Origin of the sequence: Pleionea mediterranea (genome assembly GCF_003148745.1) — a bacterium.
Taxonomy (GTDB): Bacteria; Pseudomonadota; Gammaproteobacteria; order Enterobacterales; family Kangiellaceae; genus Pleionea; species Pleionea mediterranea.
The window spans coordinates 117645-133678 of the sequence record NZ_QGGU01000002.1 but is presented as its reverse complement, the minus strand read 5'-3'; the positions used below and the strand labels follow the sequence as shown (position 1 = coordinate 133678).

General features: G+C 42.3%; 18 protein-coding genes and 1 other RNA gene. 14 read left to right on the top strand and 5 right to left on the bottom strand.

Annotated elements, in window-relative coordinates; all coding sequences use genetic code 11:
• Positions 1-12: 12 nt before the first annotated feature.
• Positions 13-597 carry a UPF0149 family protein gene (locus C8D97_RS02695; RefSeq protein ID WP_109761802.1) on the bottom strand — a complete coding sequence of 195 codons (585 nt, stop codon included), beginning with the start codon at positions 595-597 and terminating at the stop codon, positions 13-15.
• A gap of 112 nt (positions 598-709) precedes the next feature.
• Between C8D97_RS02695 and C8D97_RS02690 the strand changes: the two genes are divergently transcribed.
• The 5 genes from C8D97_RS02690 to C8D97_RS02670 all read left to right on the top strand — a co-directional run bounded on the left by C8D97_RS02690 (position 710) and on the right by C8D97_RS02670 (position 3497).
• Entirely contained in the window at positions 710-910 is a 201-nt protein-coding gene (locus C8D97_RS02690) for a TIGR02449 family protein (protein ID WP_109761801.1), read from the top strand.
• Positions 911-916: 6 nt separating this feature from the next.
• The gene (locus tag C8D97_RS02685; RefSeq protein ID WP_109761800.1) at positions 917-1225 is read left to right on the top strand and encodes a cell division protein ZapA; all 309 of its coding nucleotides are present in this window, start codon (positions 917-919) and stop codon (positions 1223-1225) included.
• A gap of 35 nt (positions 1226-1260) precedes the next feature.
• Positions 1261-1443, top strand: a non-coding RNA gene (gene ssrS, locus C8D97_RS02680) — 6S RNA.
• Between the two features lie 203 nt (positions 1444-1646).
• On the top strand, positions 1647-2273 hold the full coding sequence (locus tag C8D97_RS02675) for a 5-formyltetrahydrofolate cyclo-ligase (RefSeq protein WP_109761799.1): 627 nt from the start codon (positions 1647-1649) through the stop codon (positions 2271-2273).
• A gap of 183 nt (positions 2274-2456) precedes the next feature.
• Positions 2457-3497 carry an acyltransferase family protein gene (locus C8D97_RS02670; protein WP_109761798.1) on the top strand — a complete coding sequence of 347 codons (1041 nt, stop codon included), beginning with the start codon at positions 2457-2459 and terminating at the stop codon, positions 3495-3497.
• A gap of 132 nt (positions 3498-3629) precedes the next feature.
• On the opposite strand, the gene C8D97_RS18080 is transcribed toward C8D97_RS02670, so the two are convergent.
• Positions 3630-3773 (bottom strand): hypothetical protein, encoded by a 144-nt coding sequence (locus C8D97_RS18080; RefSeq protein WP_170115111.1) that lies wholly within the window; start codon positions 3771-3773, stop codon positions 3630-3632.
• A 294-nt stretch (positions 3774-4067) separates the two neighbouring features.
• Between C8D97_RS18080 and C8D97_RS02665 the strand changes: the two genes are divergently transcribed.
• Both C8D97_RS02665 and rpiA read left to right on the top strand, forming a co-directional pair.
• Positions 4068-4532 (top strand): EVE domain-containing protein, encoded by a 465-nt coding sequence (locus C8D97_RS02665; protein WP_109761797.1) that lies wholly within the window; start codon positions 4068-4070, stop codon positions 4530-4532.
• A gap of 141 nt (positions 4533-4673) precedes the next feature.
• Complete coding sequence (gene rpiA, locus C8D97_RS02660) at positions 4674-5333, top strand: ribose-5-phosphate isomerase RpiA (protein ID WP_109761796.1); 660 nt, start codon at positions 4674-4676, stop codon at positions 5331-5333.
• 193 nt (positions 5334-5526) lie between these two features.
• Here the strand turns inward: rpiA and serA are convergent, their stop codons facing one another.
• Positions 5527-6762: a phosphoglycerate dehydrogenase gene (serA, locus tag C8D97_RS02655; RefSeq protein ID WP_109761795.1), complete on the bottom strand. Its 1236-nt coding sequence runs from the start codon at positions 6760-6762 to the stop codon at positions 5527-5529.
• A gap of 187 nt (positions 6763-6949) precedes the next feature.
• On the opposite strand from serA, the gene C8D97_RS02650 reads away from it, so the two are divergent.
• From C8D97_RS02650 to C8D97_RS02630, 5 genes are all read left to right on the top strand, one after another.
• Positions 6950-7210 carry an acyl carrier protein gene (locus C8D97_RS02650; RefSeq protein WP_109762207.1) on the top strand — a complete coding sequence of 87 codons (261 nt, stop codon included), beginning with the start codon at positions 6950-6952 and terminating at the stop codon, positions 7208-7210.
• Between the two features lie 342 nt (positions 7211-7552).
• Positions 7553-8167 (top strand): XrtA/PEP-CTERM system exopolysaccharide export protein, encoded by a 615-nt coding sequence (locus C8D97_RS02645; RefSeq protein WP_109761794.1) that lies wholly within the window; start codon positions 7553-7555, stop codon positions 8165-8167.
• 17 nt (positions 8168-8184) lie between these two features.
• Positions 8185-9720 (top strand): XrtA system polysaccharide chain length determinant, encoded by a 1536-nt coding sequence (locus tag C8D97_RS02640; RefSeq protein WP_109761793.1) that lies wholly within the window; start codon positions 8185-8187, stop codon positions 9718-9720.
• Between the two features lie 3 nt (positions 9721-9723).
• Positions 9724-10545: a P-loop NTPase family protein gene (locus C8D97_RS02635; protein WP_109761792.1), complete on the top strand. Its 822-nt coding sequence runs from the start codon at positions 9724-9726 to the stop codon at positions 10543-10545.
• 5 nt (positions 10546-10550) lie between these two features.
• Entirely contained in the window at positions 10551-11879 is a 1329-nt protein-coding gene (locus C8D97_RS02630; RefSeq protein ID WP_109761791.1) for a hypothetical protein, read from the top strand.
• A 7-nt stretch (positions 11880-11886) separates the two neighbouring features.
• On the opposite strand, the gene C8D97_RS02625 is transcribed toward C8D97_RS02630, so the two are convergent.
• The gene (locus tag C8D97_RS02625; RefSeq protein WP_109761790.1) at positions 11887-13002 is read right to left on the bottom strand and encodes a DegT/DnrJ/EryC1/StrS family aminotransferase; all 1116 of its coding nucleotides are present in this window, start codon (positions 13000-13002) and stop codon (positions 11887-11889) included.
• Positions 13003-13098: 96 nt separating this feature from the next.
• Here C8D97_RS02625 and C8D97_RS02620 point away from each other — a divergent pair, with 96 nt between their 5' ends.
• Together C8D97_RS02620 and C8D97_RS02615 are read left to right on the top strand one after the other, a co-directional pair.
• Entirely contained in the window at positions 13099-13965 is an 867-nt protein-coding gene (locus tag C8D97_RS02620) for an XrtA system polysaccharide deacetylase (RefSeq protein ID WP_109761789.1), read from the top strand.
• A 2-nt stretch (positions 13966-13967) separates the two neighbouring features.
• Positions 13968-15017: a FemAB family XrtA/PEP-CTERM system-associated protein gene (locus C8D97_RS02615; protein ID WP_109761788.1), complete on the top strand. Its 1050-nt coding sequence runs from the start codon at positions 13968-13970 to the stop codon at positions 15015-15017.
• Here the strand turns inward: C8D97_RS02615 and C8D97_RS02610 are convergent.
• On the bottom strand, positions 15014-16021 hold the full coding sequence (locus C8D97_RS02610; RefSeq protein WP_210204830.1) for a polysaccharide deacetylase family protein: 1008 nt from the start codon (positions 16019-16021) through the stop codon (positions 15014-15016). The genes C8D97_RS02615 and C8D97_RS02610 overlap by 4 nt on opposite strands.
• Positions 16022-16034: the final 13 nt, after the last annotated feature.

Genomic DNA, 16034 nt, shown 5'->3' with positions numbered 1-16034 from the left:
AGGATTATAAAGTTAATGAATGGATTGTTTACTGGATTGCATTTGTTGCAACGCGGCCTGCAGTTGACCACGGGTTTCCAGATAAATCACTTGCGACGTAACTCTAACGTGTTCAATAACCGTATACAAAGCTTGTTCCATCTCTTCGGTTTCTTCAACAGCCAGATCCACCTGTGAAATCTCCATCAGATCTTCCAGCGCTTCGTCGAGTTCCTCACTGTTAAGCTTCTGATTCCCCAGTTGCATACCATAACCCAGCAAAAATCCCTGACTCCACTGACAAATACTGTTAAGTCGCTCTTCAATGGATGCTGTTTCGGGCGGCATGGACAAATCGAGCTCAAAAATATCCTTTTCAAGCTGTTCACCGAGAAATTGAATGTAGTCATCCAGCTGTGACATAACAGGGGCAGGAAACAGCTTACCTTCGTTCAGGTGCTGCATCACAGGCGACTTCCAGCTTTTACCGTCGTTGCCCAGACCACCGGCAAATAAACCACAGATCATACCCTGAAACTCACTCGCCTGAGTTTCGCACTCATGTTCGGCCAATATGTCTTCCAAGTCGTCAAAAGTAAGTAATTGCTCACCAATCATAAATATTATTCGTCTCTTTTTGCCACTCTTCTGCGTTGAGATGCGATTATATCATTGACCCGAACTGCCCGTGGCTCTATATTTAAACCATTAGAAAAAACAACAGCTTGCTATGGAAAACTCAGAAATTTCTCAACTTGAAGGGCGCGTTGACCAGCTTTTAGAAAGGTTTCATCAAATTCAGCAGGAAAACCGCTCGCTGAAAGTGAAACAAGACGAGCTGATCGCCGACCGCGCACGCCTGCTTGAAAAGAACAAGCTGGCCACCGAAAAGATCGAGTCCATCGTTACTCGACTGAAAACCATGGAGTAGTCTGCCATGAGCCAAGACAAAAATTCCGTTACATTGCGCATACTTGAACGCGAGTATCAGTTTTCCAGCCCCATTGAACAACGCGATCAGCTGATGAACGCCGCGCGTTTTCTCGATGGTCGTATGAAAGAAATTCGCGACAGCGGCCGTGTCGTTGGTACCGAACGCATTGCGGTTATGGCCGCCCTCAATCTCGCATTTGAGTTATTAAACGATGATAAAAACACTTCATCGGCCGATAGCTCCCGCTTATCACAACTTAAATATCGTATTGAAGAAGTGTTGGCATCCGACAGCCAGTTAGAGTTAACATAGACACAGGCCTGTTGATTTAGGTTAACAGGACCGAGTGCTGCCTGGGGTGTTCGCAAGCGGAGAACGTCCTTGAGCCGATAATACTGTATCAGGGAGTCGGGCAGTTATTGGTGTTGTGCAAGTCCGGCATGTACCGGAAAGCCTGATCCAATACCAAGACACCCACCTAGAGCCATGGGTTCTAGGGCCAATACCTGCAACGGCATTCCGGGTAGCGCACTTTAAATTTCTCACCATAATTCAGAAATGAAGACTGTTCTCATTTATCATCTGTCGTTATTTAATTTAAACTTTGGTTTGAATGACTTTTATTAGTCTTATTCTAAATAGCAATACCGTACCTTAATATTTGCAATACAATGTCTTTTTCGTCAATGACTTGAAACGCTACCTGATTGAAACGCTACCTGATTGAAAAGTTATGACAACCATTGATTCGCTGACTCTGCAGGCCAATAAAAAATCCCAGCTGCGCAATAAAATGCGTCAGGCTCGCCATCAACTGACTCAGCAAGTGCAGACTGATCGCGCCAACCAACTTTGCGACAATCTAAAACAATGGTCAGTCTTTCAATCCGCCGATCGGTTAGCGATGTATCTGGCTCAGGATGGCGAGTTATCATTGGATCCATTAATAAAACACTGCTGGCATCTACAAAAACAAACCTTTCTACCGGTATTACGTCCCTTACCTCCCAATCGATTGTGGTTTGCTCCCTACCACCGCAGCACCAAATTGCAGCCAAATCGGTACAATATCCCTGAACCCAACAATACGCCGCAACTGAACTGCCGTGCCAGCCAGTTAAATCTGGTGTTATTTCCTCTGGTCGCATTTGATAACAAAGGCGGTCGCCTGGGAATGGGCGGCGGATTTTACGATCGTACGTTTGAACATTTAATTCATAAAAACAAACGCCCACTATTTGTGGGTATTGCCCACCCCGAGCAACAGGTTAGTGAGCTGCCGACAGAACAATGGGACATTCCATTGGATGCGGTGGTAACTTCCGAGAAGATATTTGAATTTAATACGCCAGCGCGTTAACTCTGTGGAATAAATTGAGCCGCCACATTTATCAATTATTTAATTGACGAAAAAGTCAGCCTGACTTTTATTGCCGTTCAAACTCACATCAATACGCCACCAAATGACTTACCGTTTTCTTTACAGGCTACCCACTATCCATTACCATCGCTGACGATTTTTCAATGTTAGGTAGGGATACCGATGAAGCTCGAGTACATTCACTCTTTTAGAGGCATTGCCATTGCGTTTATCGTGTTTGGACATGCACTCTATTTTCAATTCGATTGGTCAAACAATCAAACATTGTTTTATTTGCTTCAGGACATACTGAGTAATGGAACGGTATTATTTGTATTTATATCCGGGTATTTATTTCAGCACTTACACGGAAGACAAAGCCATTCACAATACTACAAGTCAAAATTCAAAAATCTGTTAATTCCTTACATTATATTATCGGCACCGGCTATCGCCTTTACGGTTTTGATTGCCCCCACTTACAGCGAGTTGGAAGTATTTCAATCGGGCAACTTGCTGGAACAAGTTTTGATGCACTATGCCCTGGGCGGTGCCCATGTCAATTACGCATTATGGTTTATGCCAATGATTTTGGTAATTGTATCTCTGGCTCCATTTCTCGCCTGGATACTACAAAAACCTTCTCATTATTGGGTATTGTTGCCGATGTTTGCTCTGGCATGGTTTATCCATCGCAGTCCGGTACCGATTGTCGATGTCATGCGGCAGGTGTTTTATTTTATCCCGGTATTCATAACCGGCATGTTTATTTCACAATACAAAACACAAATTGAGCCCTGGTTTGAAAAATATTGGTGGGTATTGCTGACTCTAGTAACAGTATTAATAATGAGTCAGTTTTTATTCAGTCATTACCACGGCTCACTGGTGACGAAAACCGCCTACAGTAGTGAAAAAGGCTGGTTTGATTTTCAGTTATTACAAAAACTCTTTATGTGTTTTCTGGTTATTGGCTTACTGCGAAGATTTCCAAACCTGAATGGTCGACTGCTGGATACGCTCGCGCAATACAGCTTTACCATTTTTTTCTGTCACATTTATTTCTTCGTTGTAATCGAAATCATTATTGGTGATCAAAAGGTTCCTTCCAGTTTAGGGCTCTGGTTTGCTCGTGGTGCCATTGCGTTACTGGCGTGTTGCCTATTGGCAAGTATTGGTAAAAAGGTTTTTGGACGCTACAGCCGACAACTCATTGCCAGTTAATCAAAAGACTTGTGACTTAACCGTTAAAAGGAAATATAAAGTTGTTTGCAAATTAAACTATTGCTTGATTGAAATTAATCCGGTTGAGCAGACATAAAAAACCCCGCGACTGCGCGGGGTACATCTTTTTAATTACTGGTCTATATTGGCGACGTGAACATTTTTCTGCTTGGCATTTTTTTGATTATTATCATTTGAATGACCAACGCTGGAAACTGCAATGCCCAACCCCAAAATTGCCGCCAGAACAACCAGTATGTCTGGCTTTTTCTTCATGGTGCTCTCCAAACCCTTAACTTGGGTTTTTATTATTGATTTACTCGAGCTCCCTTACATTGTTGTTTATCCCTAGTCACTAAACCTGATGACTATTGGTTCTATAAAAGCTTAACGCCTTATAACACCTTGTTTTTGTTCAAACAGTGCTCAGTGGGCAGTTACTGTACAATGAGTTGTATAGCCTTTGCAAGCACTAAAAATGGTCAATATCCATAAAAATTCATACCTTGTTATAATAACCTGAAGAAATAACCAACAAAATGTCTATGTATTCGCTCACAGGGGAAACCCATGAATTACTGGCTATTAAAATCCGAACCTGATGCGTTCAGCCTGAATGACTTGCAATCACGCCCCAACCAAACGGAACACTGGGATGGCGTACGTAATTATCAGGTAAGAAACATGCTGCGGGACGATATAAAAAAAGGCGATCAAGCGTTTTTCTATCATTCGAGTTGCAAAGTACCGGCCATAGTAGGTGTGGTAGATATTGTCAGTGATGGCTACCCGGATCACACTGCGTTTGATGCCCACTCAAAATATTTTGACGCCAAATCAACACCCGAGTCGCCCCGCTGGTATATGGTGGATGTGGCCTTCCATCGAGCATTAAAACGTGAAATACCCCTGTCTGAACTGAAACAACAAGCGTTTTTGTTGGACAGTGACTTTGCATTAACCCGGAAGGGTTCGCGATTGTCGATAATGCCAGTCAGTGTTGATCAGTGGCGATATATTCTGTCGCTGGAGTAGCCAGATAAGTCCGAGCAAATCAATAAGAAAGGTAAAACTAAACCCGCAAAGCCGTTATAATATGTACAACTCGTTGATCCAGTAAGCAACACTGGTTCTTTAAAACAATGATCACTCACTTAACCAATTTAAGGCCAGCCCATGACCCAAGATGAACTGAAACAGCTTGCTGCCGAACAAGCGGTGCAATACATAGAAGAAGATGAAATTGTTGGCGTAGGCACTGGTTCAACGGTGAATTTTTTTATTGATGCCTTAGCTCAGAAAAAACATCTTATTAAAGGTGCCGTATCCAGTTCAGACGCTTCCACCGAGCGCCTTAAACAGCACGGTATTCCAGTTTTTGAGTTAACCGCAATTGATCGTCTGCCAGTATATATTGACGGCGCTGATGAAAGTAACCACTTACTTGAGCTTATCAAAGGCGGTGGTGCAGCGCTGACACGTGAAAAAATTATTGCGGCAGTGGCGGAACGCTTTATCTGCATTGCCGATGAATCCAAGCTGGTCAAAAAACTGGGTAATTTTCCGTTACCGGTTGAAGTTATTCCTATGGCCCGCTCTCACGTTGCCCGTGAATTGGTTAAACTGGGCGGCGATCCTGTGTATCGACAAGGCGTTGTCACCGATAATGGCAATCACATTCTTGATGTTCATAATCTCGATATCATCCAGCCGATTGCACTCGAGCAAAAAATCAATCAAATCGTTGGCGTGGTGACCAATGGCTTATTTGCCGCTCGTGGCGCTGATGTATTACTGATAGCTAGCAAAGGCGGCGTGAAAACCATGACTTGCTGAGTTGCGAGTTGCGAGTTGCGAGTTGCGAGTTGCGAGTTGCGAGTTGCGAGTTGCGAGTTGCGAGTTGCGAGTTGCGAGTTGCGAGTTGCGAGTTGCGAAAATATAGTTTCTCACCGATTTATACACGTCAAGCAGTGCTTGGCGTTTTTTTTACTCGAAACTAGAAACTCGTTACTCGCAACTCATCGCCACTCTAGTACAAAATCCTAGTTTTTATCGTGCCTTCTATTGTCTTTAACTCTTCAAATGCTTTTAAGCTGGACGACTGATCAATATCGGTCACCACGTAACCCACACTGTCGATGGTTTGCAAAAACTGCGCAGAAATATTCACCGAGTTGGATGAAAAGATGTCGTTGATTTTGGCCAGTATCCCCGGAACATTGCGGTGAATATGACAGATTCGATGCTTGCCTTCGTGCGATGGCAAAGCCACTTCCGGAAAGTTAACGGAGGATAAGGTTGAACCATTATCACTGTACTTCGCCAGTTTTTCACTCACCTCAATACCAATATTGGCTTGCGCTTCCATGGTACTGCCGCCTACATGGGGTGTCAGAATCACATTATCAAACTGGCGCAATGGCGATTCAAACTCGTCCTGGTTTGACTTAGGCTCCACAGGAAACACGTCAATGGCCGCCCCGGCTACCTGCTTGGTTTCAAGTGCCTGGGCAAGGCAATCAATATCCACCACCGTACCGCGCGACGCGTTAATTAATATAGCGCCCGGCTTAAGCTGCGCAAAAGCTTCGGCGTCCATCATGTTTTTGGTTTGTGGTGTTTCGGGTACATGAAAGGTCACCACATCGGAACTGGCCAGTAATGCATGATAACTCTCGGCCGCCTGAGCATTGCCCAGCGCCAATTTGGTTTCAATATCAAAATATTGAACATTCATGCCCAGATTTTCTGCAAGAATACCAATTTGTGTCCCTATGTGGCCGTATCCCACAATACCCAATGTTTTGCCGCGGGTTTCATAGGAGTCCGCCGCTGACTTTAACCACTCGCCCCGATGAGCAGCGGCATTTTTTTGTGGCACGCCTCGAAGTAGTAGAATCATCTCGGCCAATACCAACTCGGCAACACTGCGAGTGTTTGCAAATGGCGCATTGAATACCGGTATGCCGCGCAGTTTAGTCGCTTGCAAGTCCACCTGATTCGTTCCAATGCAAAAACACCCTATGGCCGCCAATTTTGGTGCTTTTTCAAGCAATGCATCGGTCACTTGTGTACGCGAGCGTATACCTAAAAACCGGGCATCTTCTAACGTTTGCTCCAGCTCGTCTTTCGGCAACGACTTACTGGCTGTCACTATATTGGTGTAACCGGCTGAACGAAACACTTTCTCCGCACTGGCATGTATACCTTCCAACAATACAATCTTAATTTTTTCTTTATCAAACGAAGTGTTTTGAAAGCTCACCGATAAACTCCTGCAGGGTCATAGAACCCCTAGATTAAGAAAAAAGTGGCACGAATGGAATAGCCACCAACAATCCTTCGGTTATTTAGTCCTACATATGTGGAATATGACCGCAAGGGATAATTGGAAAGTGCAAAGCACGGCGGTAACTGATAGAATCGCGCCAAATTTGGTAGAAGACTTGCTTATGAGCTCGATTAACATTTCACAGACTGTCAGGCAGCAACTCATCGAGACTTTGTCACTCGACTTAACAGTCGATGAGCTAACCCACGATACGCCTTTACTTGGAAACTTCCCCGAGTTTGATTCTATGGCGATTGTTTCTGTGATCACAGGCCTGGAAGAAACCTTTGGATTTACCGCAGAAGACGATGATTTAACGGCTGAAATATTTGAAACCGTTGGCTCATTAGTTGAGTTTGTGGCTGAAAAGACCCAGTCATAAGCAATCGAAGTTGTCTGATTTGCAGCTAACACGGACGGCTGTAAACGGAACGCTTACCGACCGACATCTGGCTCACCCAAATTTAAGACATATCTCACTCACTTTTCGGTTAAGATTCAAACAGCTCTATTGACAGAAAATGAGTGAATCAAGTAGCATTATGCATCGCTTTTGTAGATATCTAAGCGTGTAAATGGAGTTACAAAGAATGGTATCTGGCAAGTGAATCACTTTCCTTTGTTGCTTCGTTTTACTCTCCAGCATCTACATCTTACTTGTATTTAAAGCTATACTTCGTTAGAGAAGTGCATAAGCCATTGCATGGTACATAAGGAAATTGATATGAAACTGTTGGCTGTTTTATTTTCGTTGCTATTGGTCGGGTGCGGCTCAAAAGCGGTGAATTTACCCTCCACTCTGCCCAATGTAGACAAAAACCAAATGCTGGTCGAACAATATTACATTGGTGTTGACGATGTTGTCTCAGTCAATGTATGGAAAAACCCCGATCTTTCAATTGTCGTTCCGGTACGCCCTGATGGCAAAATTTCGGTGCCGTTGGTGGGCGAAGTGGTCGCTGGTGGTCGAGCACCTGACGTTGTCGCCTCAGAAATCACCAGCAAACTTTCTCGCTTTATTCGAGACCCCCAAGTATCGGTAATTCTTCAACAACTTAACAGTCATGAGTTTTTGTCTCGTATACGAGTAACAGGCGCTGTAAGACTTCCTGTTTCTATGAATTTCCGACAAGGTATGACCGTGCTGGATGCGGTTCTAGAAGCCGGTGGACTGAATGAGTTTGCCGCAGGCGCCAGTGCAAAATTATTTCGGCGCACAGGCAATGACGTTAAAGCCTATCAAATTAATTTAACGGATATTTTAAGCGAAGGCGATATGTCCACCAACTACGCATTACAGCCGGGTGATATCCTTTCCATACCCGAACGCGTTTTTTAAATCATCGGACGATAAACATGAACCCAGAAACTCTCTCCATCGTACGCATTATTCAAAAAGAAGTCTGGATACGCCGACGACTGGTTATTGCTATTTATGTCACCACCTCACTGCTGTTTTTAGCAGCAGCATGGTTTTGGCCAAAAGTGTACACCTCTTCAAGCTCTGTGCTTGTCGATCAACAAAATATCCTACGTCCGTTAATGGAAGGCACCGCAGAAACAACTCGAGTTGAAAGCCGGGCTGCAATGGCGAAAAAAATTATTTTTAGCCAACGAACCATTCGCAAACTGTTGGAATCCGAAACTTGGCAACATCTGGTTGATGGTGAAATAACTTCTGAAGACATTGAATCAATGGGGCAGCGGCTTAGTAGCGCAACATCCATTAAAAACACCGGTGAGAATATAATTGAGATTGCCTATACCAATAAAGATCCGATTAAAGCCTATCAAACAACACAGTTAATGACCGATATTTTTATTGAAGACAGTATCACGACTAAACGAAAAGAAAGTCGCGATGCTTTTGATTTTATTGATACCCAAGCAAAATCATATCAAGAAAAATTAAAACAAGCCGAAAGCGCAATAAAAGAGTTTCGTTCAAAAAATATTGATGCTTCAAGCACAGCCAAACAAAATGCAACAGAACGCCTGATTGAATTAAAAAGAGAGCTTGAAACGGTCGAACTTGATTTATCGACCGCGGAATCCTCTCTCAGCAATTATCAAAGCCAGCTTGCTGGTAAAGCCAGTTTTACTGATCAAGCCAGTATAGCCCGTGAAAACCAGTTGAATGAACGTATTGCCGCACTTGAATCCAGGTTAGCTGAATTAAAATTAAATTATCACGACACCTACCCTGATATTATTCAACTCAAAGGTCAAATTGCGGACTTACAAAAACAGGTGGATCTTGAAGTTCAACGCCGCAATGCCGAACAAAGCACTTCCTCAGTATCAAAACCAACAGGCGAAACGGCTCAGTTTATTCGCTCACAAATTTCAACGGTAGAAAATACAGTGGCGTCTCTCAAAGCCCGTCAAAGACAGTTGTTATCATTAATGGATAACGAGCGTCAGACACTGGATAAAATCAGCTCCGTTGAAGCTGAAATAGCTGAGTTAACACGAGATTATGAAGTTAATCAGCGATACTACCAAAACTTACTTAATCAGCGTGAAAACGCTCGTATCTCTATGAATATAGATTTACAGAATCAGGGCCTAACTTTAAAAGTTCAAGAGCCAGCTTCGGTTCCTGTAACGCCAAAAGGATTGCACTTTTCACACATTATTTTAGCTGGACTGGTTTTAAGCCTGGCTATCCCAATTGCCATTATTTATGGTCTTACACTTCTTGACCAGAAAGTAAGAACTGAACTTACCATACAAAAAGTATTTGATATCCCAGTTTTAGCCAATGTATCTACGTTAAAAACGATTAAAGACAAGTCGCTATTAACCGCCAAAATAACAACCATGGCCATCTCTTTGATTGCAGTATGGAGTATTTATGCCGCCGCAATCTATTTGCGAACTCAAGGGTAAATTATGAGCACTGTAGAAAAAGCGTTTCTTAAATCGATTGCCGACAAAAAAGGCGATGATGACGCACACAAAGACTTAGCCGATGATTTGGATTTACCTCCTGTACCGCAAAAAAAGCACGATCCGAATCAGCTATCATCGTCACGCCGCAGTATCGCAAATATCGATCAACCAGAACGTTTTACAAAAGCTGAATTAACCGCTCGCAGGCTGATCTACAGCACCATGAGTGATCAAAAAACACTGAACCACTATAGAAACTTGCGGACTCGATTATTATCCACAACCAAAAAAGAAAATTTTGTCACAATGGTTACTCCTGTTGTGCCGGATAAAGAAGCGATGTTGGTGAGCGCAAATTTAGCCGCTACCTTTGCGCTCGATGAAGCAAAAACATCTATGTTAATTGAGGCCAATATCGATGATCCAGGTTTAAATTCAACGTTTGATATGTCAGGGAAGCAAGGTCTTATCGATTATCTGGAATCTGATGAGCTCGACTCGGGTACCGTTCTTCATAAGTCGGGGATCGCACGACTGGGTGTCGTACCCAGTGGTACTGTTCGAGAAAATGCAGCTGAATATTTTACCTCAGATAAAATGCAATCGCTTATTCATGAGCTGGTTAATCGTTATCCAGATCGCTTTCCTATTATAAATGCACCAAGCATTTTAGAATCAGCAGAAGCCAGAATTCTCGCAGAGCTATGCGATCAGGTTATTTTAGTTGTCCCTTACGGTGGATGCTCCGAAGAACAAATACTAAAAGCCTCTGTGCTTATTGGTGCAGAAAAACTGTCTGGCCTGGTGCTGAATAACTTTTGAAGACGATGAAAAAGTACTTTTTAATACTAGCTCTTGGCTTCAGCCAAACGGATATTTTAGCGTCTAACATTGAAGTTGGCCTGGGTCTTTCTGGCGGAACTAGCACTAATATATCCCAATTAAACAATGGAACAGAAGGAAATCTCTACGAGTCATTGTTTCGCTTTGAGCTTGAAGAAAATAATTATAGAAATTTTGAGCTCGATATAGACTCATCGATCAGTCGCTTTTACTACACGCCTGAAAACTTAAGTTCCGAAACTCAATACGAACTTGCCTTAACCAGTCGTTATTTTTTTACTGATATTAACTCTTCCGTTGGCGTTTTTAGCGATATATCCCAAGTCCCAATTAACCGCTTTCAAGCACAAGAAGTTAACAATCAAAGAGAAGCATCGACTTCCGCTATTTTTGGTAATCACTTTATACGATTATCGGGCAAAACTCAGTTTGGCTTTGATTATCAACATGCAAAATTTTCGGTGGACAGTGACGTCCCCACTTTTCGTTTACAGGATGCATCCAGAGAAGAGCAACAAGCGTTATTTTCACTCTCTAATAAGCTAAATAGCAATAATACTCTACAACTGCGTTTTCAAAAGAAAGATACCGACTTTAAAGATGAAAATAATTTGGAAAACTCCGATTATTTTCAGTATGACATTATTGCCTCCTGGCAAGGTGAAACCGAAACCACAACAATCAATCTGGAAATCGGTAACTCTAGAGTGAAGGATCTGTTAGGCAGACAGTATGAAGATGAAAATGGCCAATTAATTCTTAATCGACAAATTAATACTCAACAACGTCTAAGGCTCCAGCTCAATAAAGGTGTCGCCAGCTTATTTACTCTTGATCGCACCACCGGTGAAATTTTTGTAAACCAACAAAATGACTCCATATCACAAGCGCAAACAGCAGAAGGCGGTGGTATGCAATATGATATCACCATGGGACGGTTTGGTATTACTACCAGTTATTTTGAAAGTCAGCTCAAGGGTGTTTTTATCCCATCTCAGGAAGTAACCAGAAATAAAGGCTTGCTCATACAAATGGCACTAGGATCAAGCAGCATTCAAAACGCTCAAACCAGAATTTCCAGCTTTTTTACCCAGGATGAACTGGACGCAGAACCAGGTATATCAGTGGTAAATGAAAATTATGTGAAACAACACGTATTTACAGTTTCACACCAATTTTCGCCAGCGTTTAATACATCGTTACAATATGTGAAGCGCGATGCCTTTCAATACTTCTTTAATGGAAATAGAACCAATATCAACAGCGAAGCGATTATTTTAAGTTTTGAATATGTTCATAACACTATTTTTTAATCGTCCGCTACATTTTCTTCAGTAACTGCTCCACTTTTTTTAAGTGATGTGACTTTACATCGCCATGAACAGGTAAAGTAAAAAGCCTGCGAGAAAAGCTTAGAGCATTTGGATAGTCTTTAGAGTTACCCAAGTCTAAAGGAATATCATCAAACTCCGGCAAGATTTTACGGTACATTCGACTGAGTCCAAGTTTTGAAAATTCAGATTTTGACTCACAAAACTCCAGCTTAGCAGCATCATCCACAAGAAACGGCAACCTTAAATACTTATAGGAACGATGACTTATTAATTGACCGTTAAATGATATGGCTTTTGCCCAGTCGAGAACCTTTGTATTACACTCTGTCGTTTTATACTCTTTGATGCGTTCGATTAAAGCAGCCAGAGCATCAGAATTCATTGATTCAATAAGCGAACAGGTTTGATAGTGCGTTTGACCAATTGTTAGGCCGGGAAGTTGTGTGATCCAGAAATAAAGTCCTGGATGCATTAGTGTATTGTAAAGTCGGTGCTTAAAGGCAAACTTTTGGCGACTCAACATATTTTCAGAAAAATCAAAGCCTGTATCAAACGAAACAGTTGAATGACTTAGCACAGCGCCGCCATAAAATAAGTTAAGCGGCTTTCCTCGACCAAATGACAAGGTTACCAGATCACCCTGCCAATCATGTTTTGTTATATCACGGGGAAAATATTGAGCACTATCTTCAATAACAACAATATTTTTAGAACCTATTACATTTCTTAACTCAGGTATATCAATGGGTATACCTAAAAAATTAATCGCTATAATCGCTATCGTCTGGTCGGTTACTCGTTGCTTTAAGCTGGCTAAGTCATACTGTGTGGAATTTTCAGCAAAATCAACCAATACGGGTTTAACCTTGGCACGAACACAAGCACTAACCACATCAGGGCATGTATAAGCTGGAATAATAACTTCTGGCTCAGTGCAATCTGCTCGCTGCTTACGCACATGAAGAATAGCCGCCGCTAGTGCTTGAGTACCACTGGCAAAACCATGAAATTGATAATCGGGAATATTTCCCAATTCATTTTCATCACTAGCGGCAAAACGCAGTGGAAAGCGCTCACCTACCGGGCGTAATGCCGACAACATATTAATCTTCCTTGCAAGGTTGGTTTCTCTAATAGCTGTTGCTGTATTTATTCTGATATAATATCACGATAAAGCGTTGTAAAGGACTATAGCCCCATGCAAAACGTCATGACAGTTGATGTCGAAGATTATTTTCAAGTAGCAGCTCTCGCAGAATCAATCGATTATAACGACTGGTCTTCTATACCCACTCGCGTTGAACAAAACACTCATAAGCTATTGGATATTTTTGATCAACACAATGTGAAAGTAACGCACTTTGTTCTTGGCTGGGTTGCCGAGCGTTATCCGGAGCTGGTGAAAGAAATCGATAAACGCGGCCATGAGGTCGCCAGCCATGGCTTTAGCCATCAATTGATTTATCAGCAGACTCCGGCTGTATTTAAAGCAGAAACCTTAAAAAGTAAATCATTGCTGGAAGACGCAATAGGTAAACCTGTTTTAGGATATCGAGCAGCCAGCTATTCAGTCACACGAAAGTCACTCTGGGCACTGGATATTCTGGCTGAAGCTGGCTTCCAGTATGACTCAAGTATTTTTCCTATAGTGCATGATCGCTATGGCATACCAAATACCCCAACAGAGCCCTATTTTATTCGTACGGCTTCTGGCAATACTTTATTAGAGCTGCCACTGTCTACCGAGTCTATTTTAGGGCAAACATTGCCGATTGCCGGAGGCGGTTACTTTAGACTCTACCCCTACTGGCTGTCACGCTGGTTTTATAACAGACGGGTAAAGCAGAATAATCCCTTTATATTTTATTTACATCCATGGGAGATAGATCCGGATCAGCCCAAAGTAGACGTAAGCTGGTTTTCAAAATTTAGGCATTACAATAATCTGGATCAATGCGCTGTACGACTGCAAAAACTGTTGAGTCAATTTAGCTTCACAACCATGCAGCAATACATCAATACGTTAAACGTCGAATCATTACAATCAAGACCAGTTCAGTTTTAAATATGACACTTTATATTAAACCTTACACTTCAGATATAAACGCTCAATGGGATCAGTTTGTGATTGAGCAAGGCGCTCCTGTTTATCTTTTAACAGGCTGGAAAACCATCATTGAAAAAAGTTTTGGTCATAACTGTTATTATTTCTACGTCGTCGATGCCAATAATCAATGGCAGGGCATTCTTCCTCTGGTACAGCAAAAAAGCGCGCTATTTGGAAATTATCTCACTAGCGTACCTTTTTTTAATTACGGCGGCGTTTGTGCTAAAACAGTTGAAGCCGAGCAAATGCTGGTACAAAAAGCTGTGGATTTACAACAATCTCTTAATGCAAAGCATGTTGAGTTAAGACACTCACTCTCCTCAGAAAATAATCCACTACTTGAACAAGATAGATGCCGAACCGATAAAATCACTATGCTTCTCGACCTTCCTGATGAACCAGAGGCGTTATGGAAAGCCATAGGCTCTAAACGGCGTGCACAAGTTAAGCGTCCGATACGAGAAGGTGCGCATTTCAAAATTGGCAAGCAAGAGCTGTTACAAGACTTTTACGATGTATTTGCCCGAAACATGCGAGATTTAGGCACACCCGTCTACAATAAAAATTTCTTTAACAATATACTGAAACAATTTCCGGAAAAAGTTTCAATTGCCATGGCGTATGTGAATGATCAACCCGCAGGTGCTGGCTTTCTTGTTGATCATAACGGCATTAGGGAAATCCCCTGGGCTTCTACCGTCCGAGATTATAATCGTATAGGCATTAATATGTTTTTATATTGGAACATTTTAAGCCACTCCATTGAGTCCGGTTTGAAAACCTTCGATTTTGGACGATCTTCAAAAGATGCCGGAACGCTTAAATTTAAAAAGCAGTGGGGAGCACAGCCAACACAACTGTATTGGTATTATTTATTGAATAATAACCAGGCTTTGCCGCAATTAAATCACAGTAATCGTAAATATCAGATGCTTATTCAGGCTTGGCAAAAACTACCCGTTTCTGTCGCTAACGTTATTGGCCCACACATCATTAAACATTTACCTTAAAAGCCCATACCAATTCGCGCCAGTAACTTTTTCGGTGTATTGCTAATATCGTTGTGCAAACCAATTCTGTCGAGTCGATAAGGTGATAATGAGCTGAGCCTATTGATGCCCCGATGAGTCGTCACGGCTGACTGGTAATGCTGGGAAACTATCTCCGTGACTTTGTCGGTAAAGTCACCATTCGGATAGCAAAATAACTCAACGGGTTGTTCCAATTGCTGCTCTAATTGCTGCTTGCTCTTAACTATTTCACTTTCTGCTACCGCCAAGGGTAACTGAGCTGAAAGACGCAAATGCCGACAGGTATGAGCACCAATGTCGATTAATTCATTTTGCGACATTTCTGACAGTTGTGACCAATTCATCAGCACTGGAGATTCTGGCTCGCTAATACCCAGCGTATTTTCTGCTTCATCAAGCCAGTTGAGCAGTTGGTCATCTTGAAACGATTTCATCTGGTAAATAACACTGGCCGTGTACTCATTACTCGTTGCTTGCTGCCCATCGAGATCGCGAAGCAATGGTCTTAACCAATCCAGCTGTTGCAGCTGTTGATTTGAGCTTGTCAAAATTTTCGCTAACCGATTAGGCCAGAACGTTTGATGGGTACCGATCATATCAGACACTGCGTACAAAGTTATTGGCACCTGATGCTGTTGGATAATCGGATAAGCGTATTGATAGTTATCGAGCCATCCATCATCAAACGTGATCGCACAGGCTTTTTCAGGTAAAGGCCTGTCAGCTTGTACACGCTCAAGCCATTCACGTAATGAAATTAGCGTAAACTCTTGCTTTAGCACAGAAAAATGCATATCCAGTGTTTCCGGCGTGACCATCATACCGGGCTCTTCAATAGCATATTGAGAGTCTGTCTCGGGCAATACACGATGGTACATCATAATCCATAGACGTGGTGTGGTGTCTTTCTTTCGATGCTGGCCATAGCGAGCACCCAGCTCAACCATACCGGCTTTTATCATTCCCTTGAGCATTTTATTCATATAAAAATACTTC

Excerpts from the sequence above, each read along its gene's own strand:
- C8D97_RS02695 (WP_109761802.1), bottom strand. The coding sequence starts at position 597 with ATGATTGGTGAGCAATTACTTACTTTTGACGACTTGGAAGACATATTG.
- C8D97_RS02690 (WP_109761801.1), top strand. The coding sequence starts at position 710 with ATGGAAAACTCAGAAATTTCTCAACTTGAAGGGCGCGTTGACCAGCTT.
- C8D97_RS02685 (WP_109761800.1), top strand. The coding sequence starts at position 917 with ATGAGCCAAGACAAAAATTCCGTTACATTGCGCATACTTGAACGCGAG.
- C8D97_RS02675 (WP_109761799.1), top strand. The coding sequence starts at position 1,647 with ATGACAACCATTGATTCGCTGACTCTGCAGGCCAATAAAAAATCCCAG.
- C8D97_RS02670 (WP_109761798.1), top strand. The coding sequence starts at position 2,457 with ATGAAGCTCGAGTACATTCACTCTTTTAGAGGCATTGCCATTGCGTTT.
- C8D97_RS18080 (WP_170115111.1), bottom strand. The coding sequence starts at position 3,773 with ATGAAGAAAAAGCCAGACATACTGGTTGTTCTGGCGGCAATTTTGGGG.
- C8D97_RS02665 (WP_109761797.1), top strand. The coding sequence starts at position 4,068 with ATGAATTACTGGCTATTAAAATCCGAACCTGATGCGTTCAGCCTGAAT.
- rpiA (WP_109761796.1), top strand. The coding sequence starts at position 4,674 with ATGACCCAAGATGAACTGAAACAGCTTGCTGCCGAACAAGCGGTGCAA.
- C8D97_RS02650 (WP_109762207.1), top strand. The coding sequence starts at position 6,950 with ATGAGCTCGATTAACATTTCACAGACTGTCAGGCAGCAACTCATCGAG.
- C8D97_RS02645 (WP_109761794.1), top strand. The coding sequence starts at position 7,553 with ATGAAACTGTTGGCTGTTTTATTTTCGTTGCTATTGGTCGGGTGCGGC.
- C8D97_RS02640 (WP_109761793.1), top strand. The coding sequence starts at position 8,185 with ATGAACCCAGAAACTCTCTCCATCGTACGCATTATTCAAAAAGAAGTC.
- C8D97_RS02635 (WP_109761792.1), top strand. The coding sequence starts at position 9,724 with ATGAGCACTGTAGAAAAAGCGTTTCTTAAATCGATTGCCGACAAAAAA.
- C8D97_RS02630 (WP_109761791.1), top strand. The coding sequence starts at position 10,551 with ATGAAAAAGTACTTTTTAATACTAGCTCTTGGCTTCAGCCAAACGGAT.
- C8D97_RS02625 (WP_109761790.1), bottom strand. The coding sequence starts at position 13,002 with ATGTTGTCGGCATTACGCCCGGTAGGTGAGCGCTTTCCACTGCGTTTT.
- C8D97_RS02620 (WP_109761789.1), top strand. The coding sequence starts at position 13,099 with ATGCAAAACGTCATGACAGTTGATGTCGAAGATTATTTTCAAGTAGCA.
- C8D97_RS02615 (WP_109761788.1), top strand. The coding sequence starts at position 13,968 with ATGACACTTTATATTAAACCTTACACTTCAGATATAAACGCTCAATGG.
- C8D97_RS02610 (WP_210204830.1), bottom strand. The coding sequence starts at position 16,021 with ATGAATAAAATGCTCAAGGGAATGATAAAAGCCGGTATGGTTGAGCTG.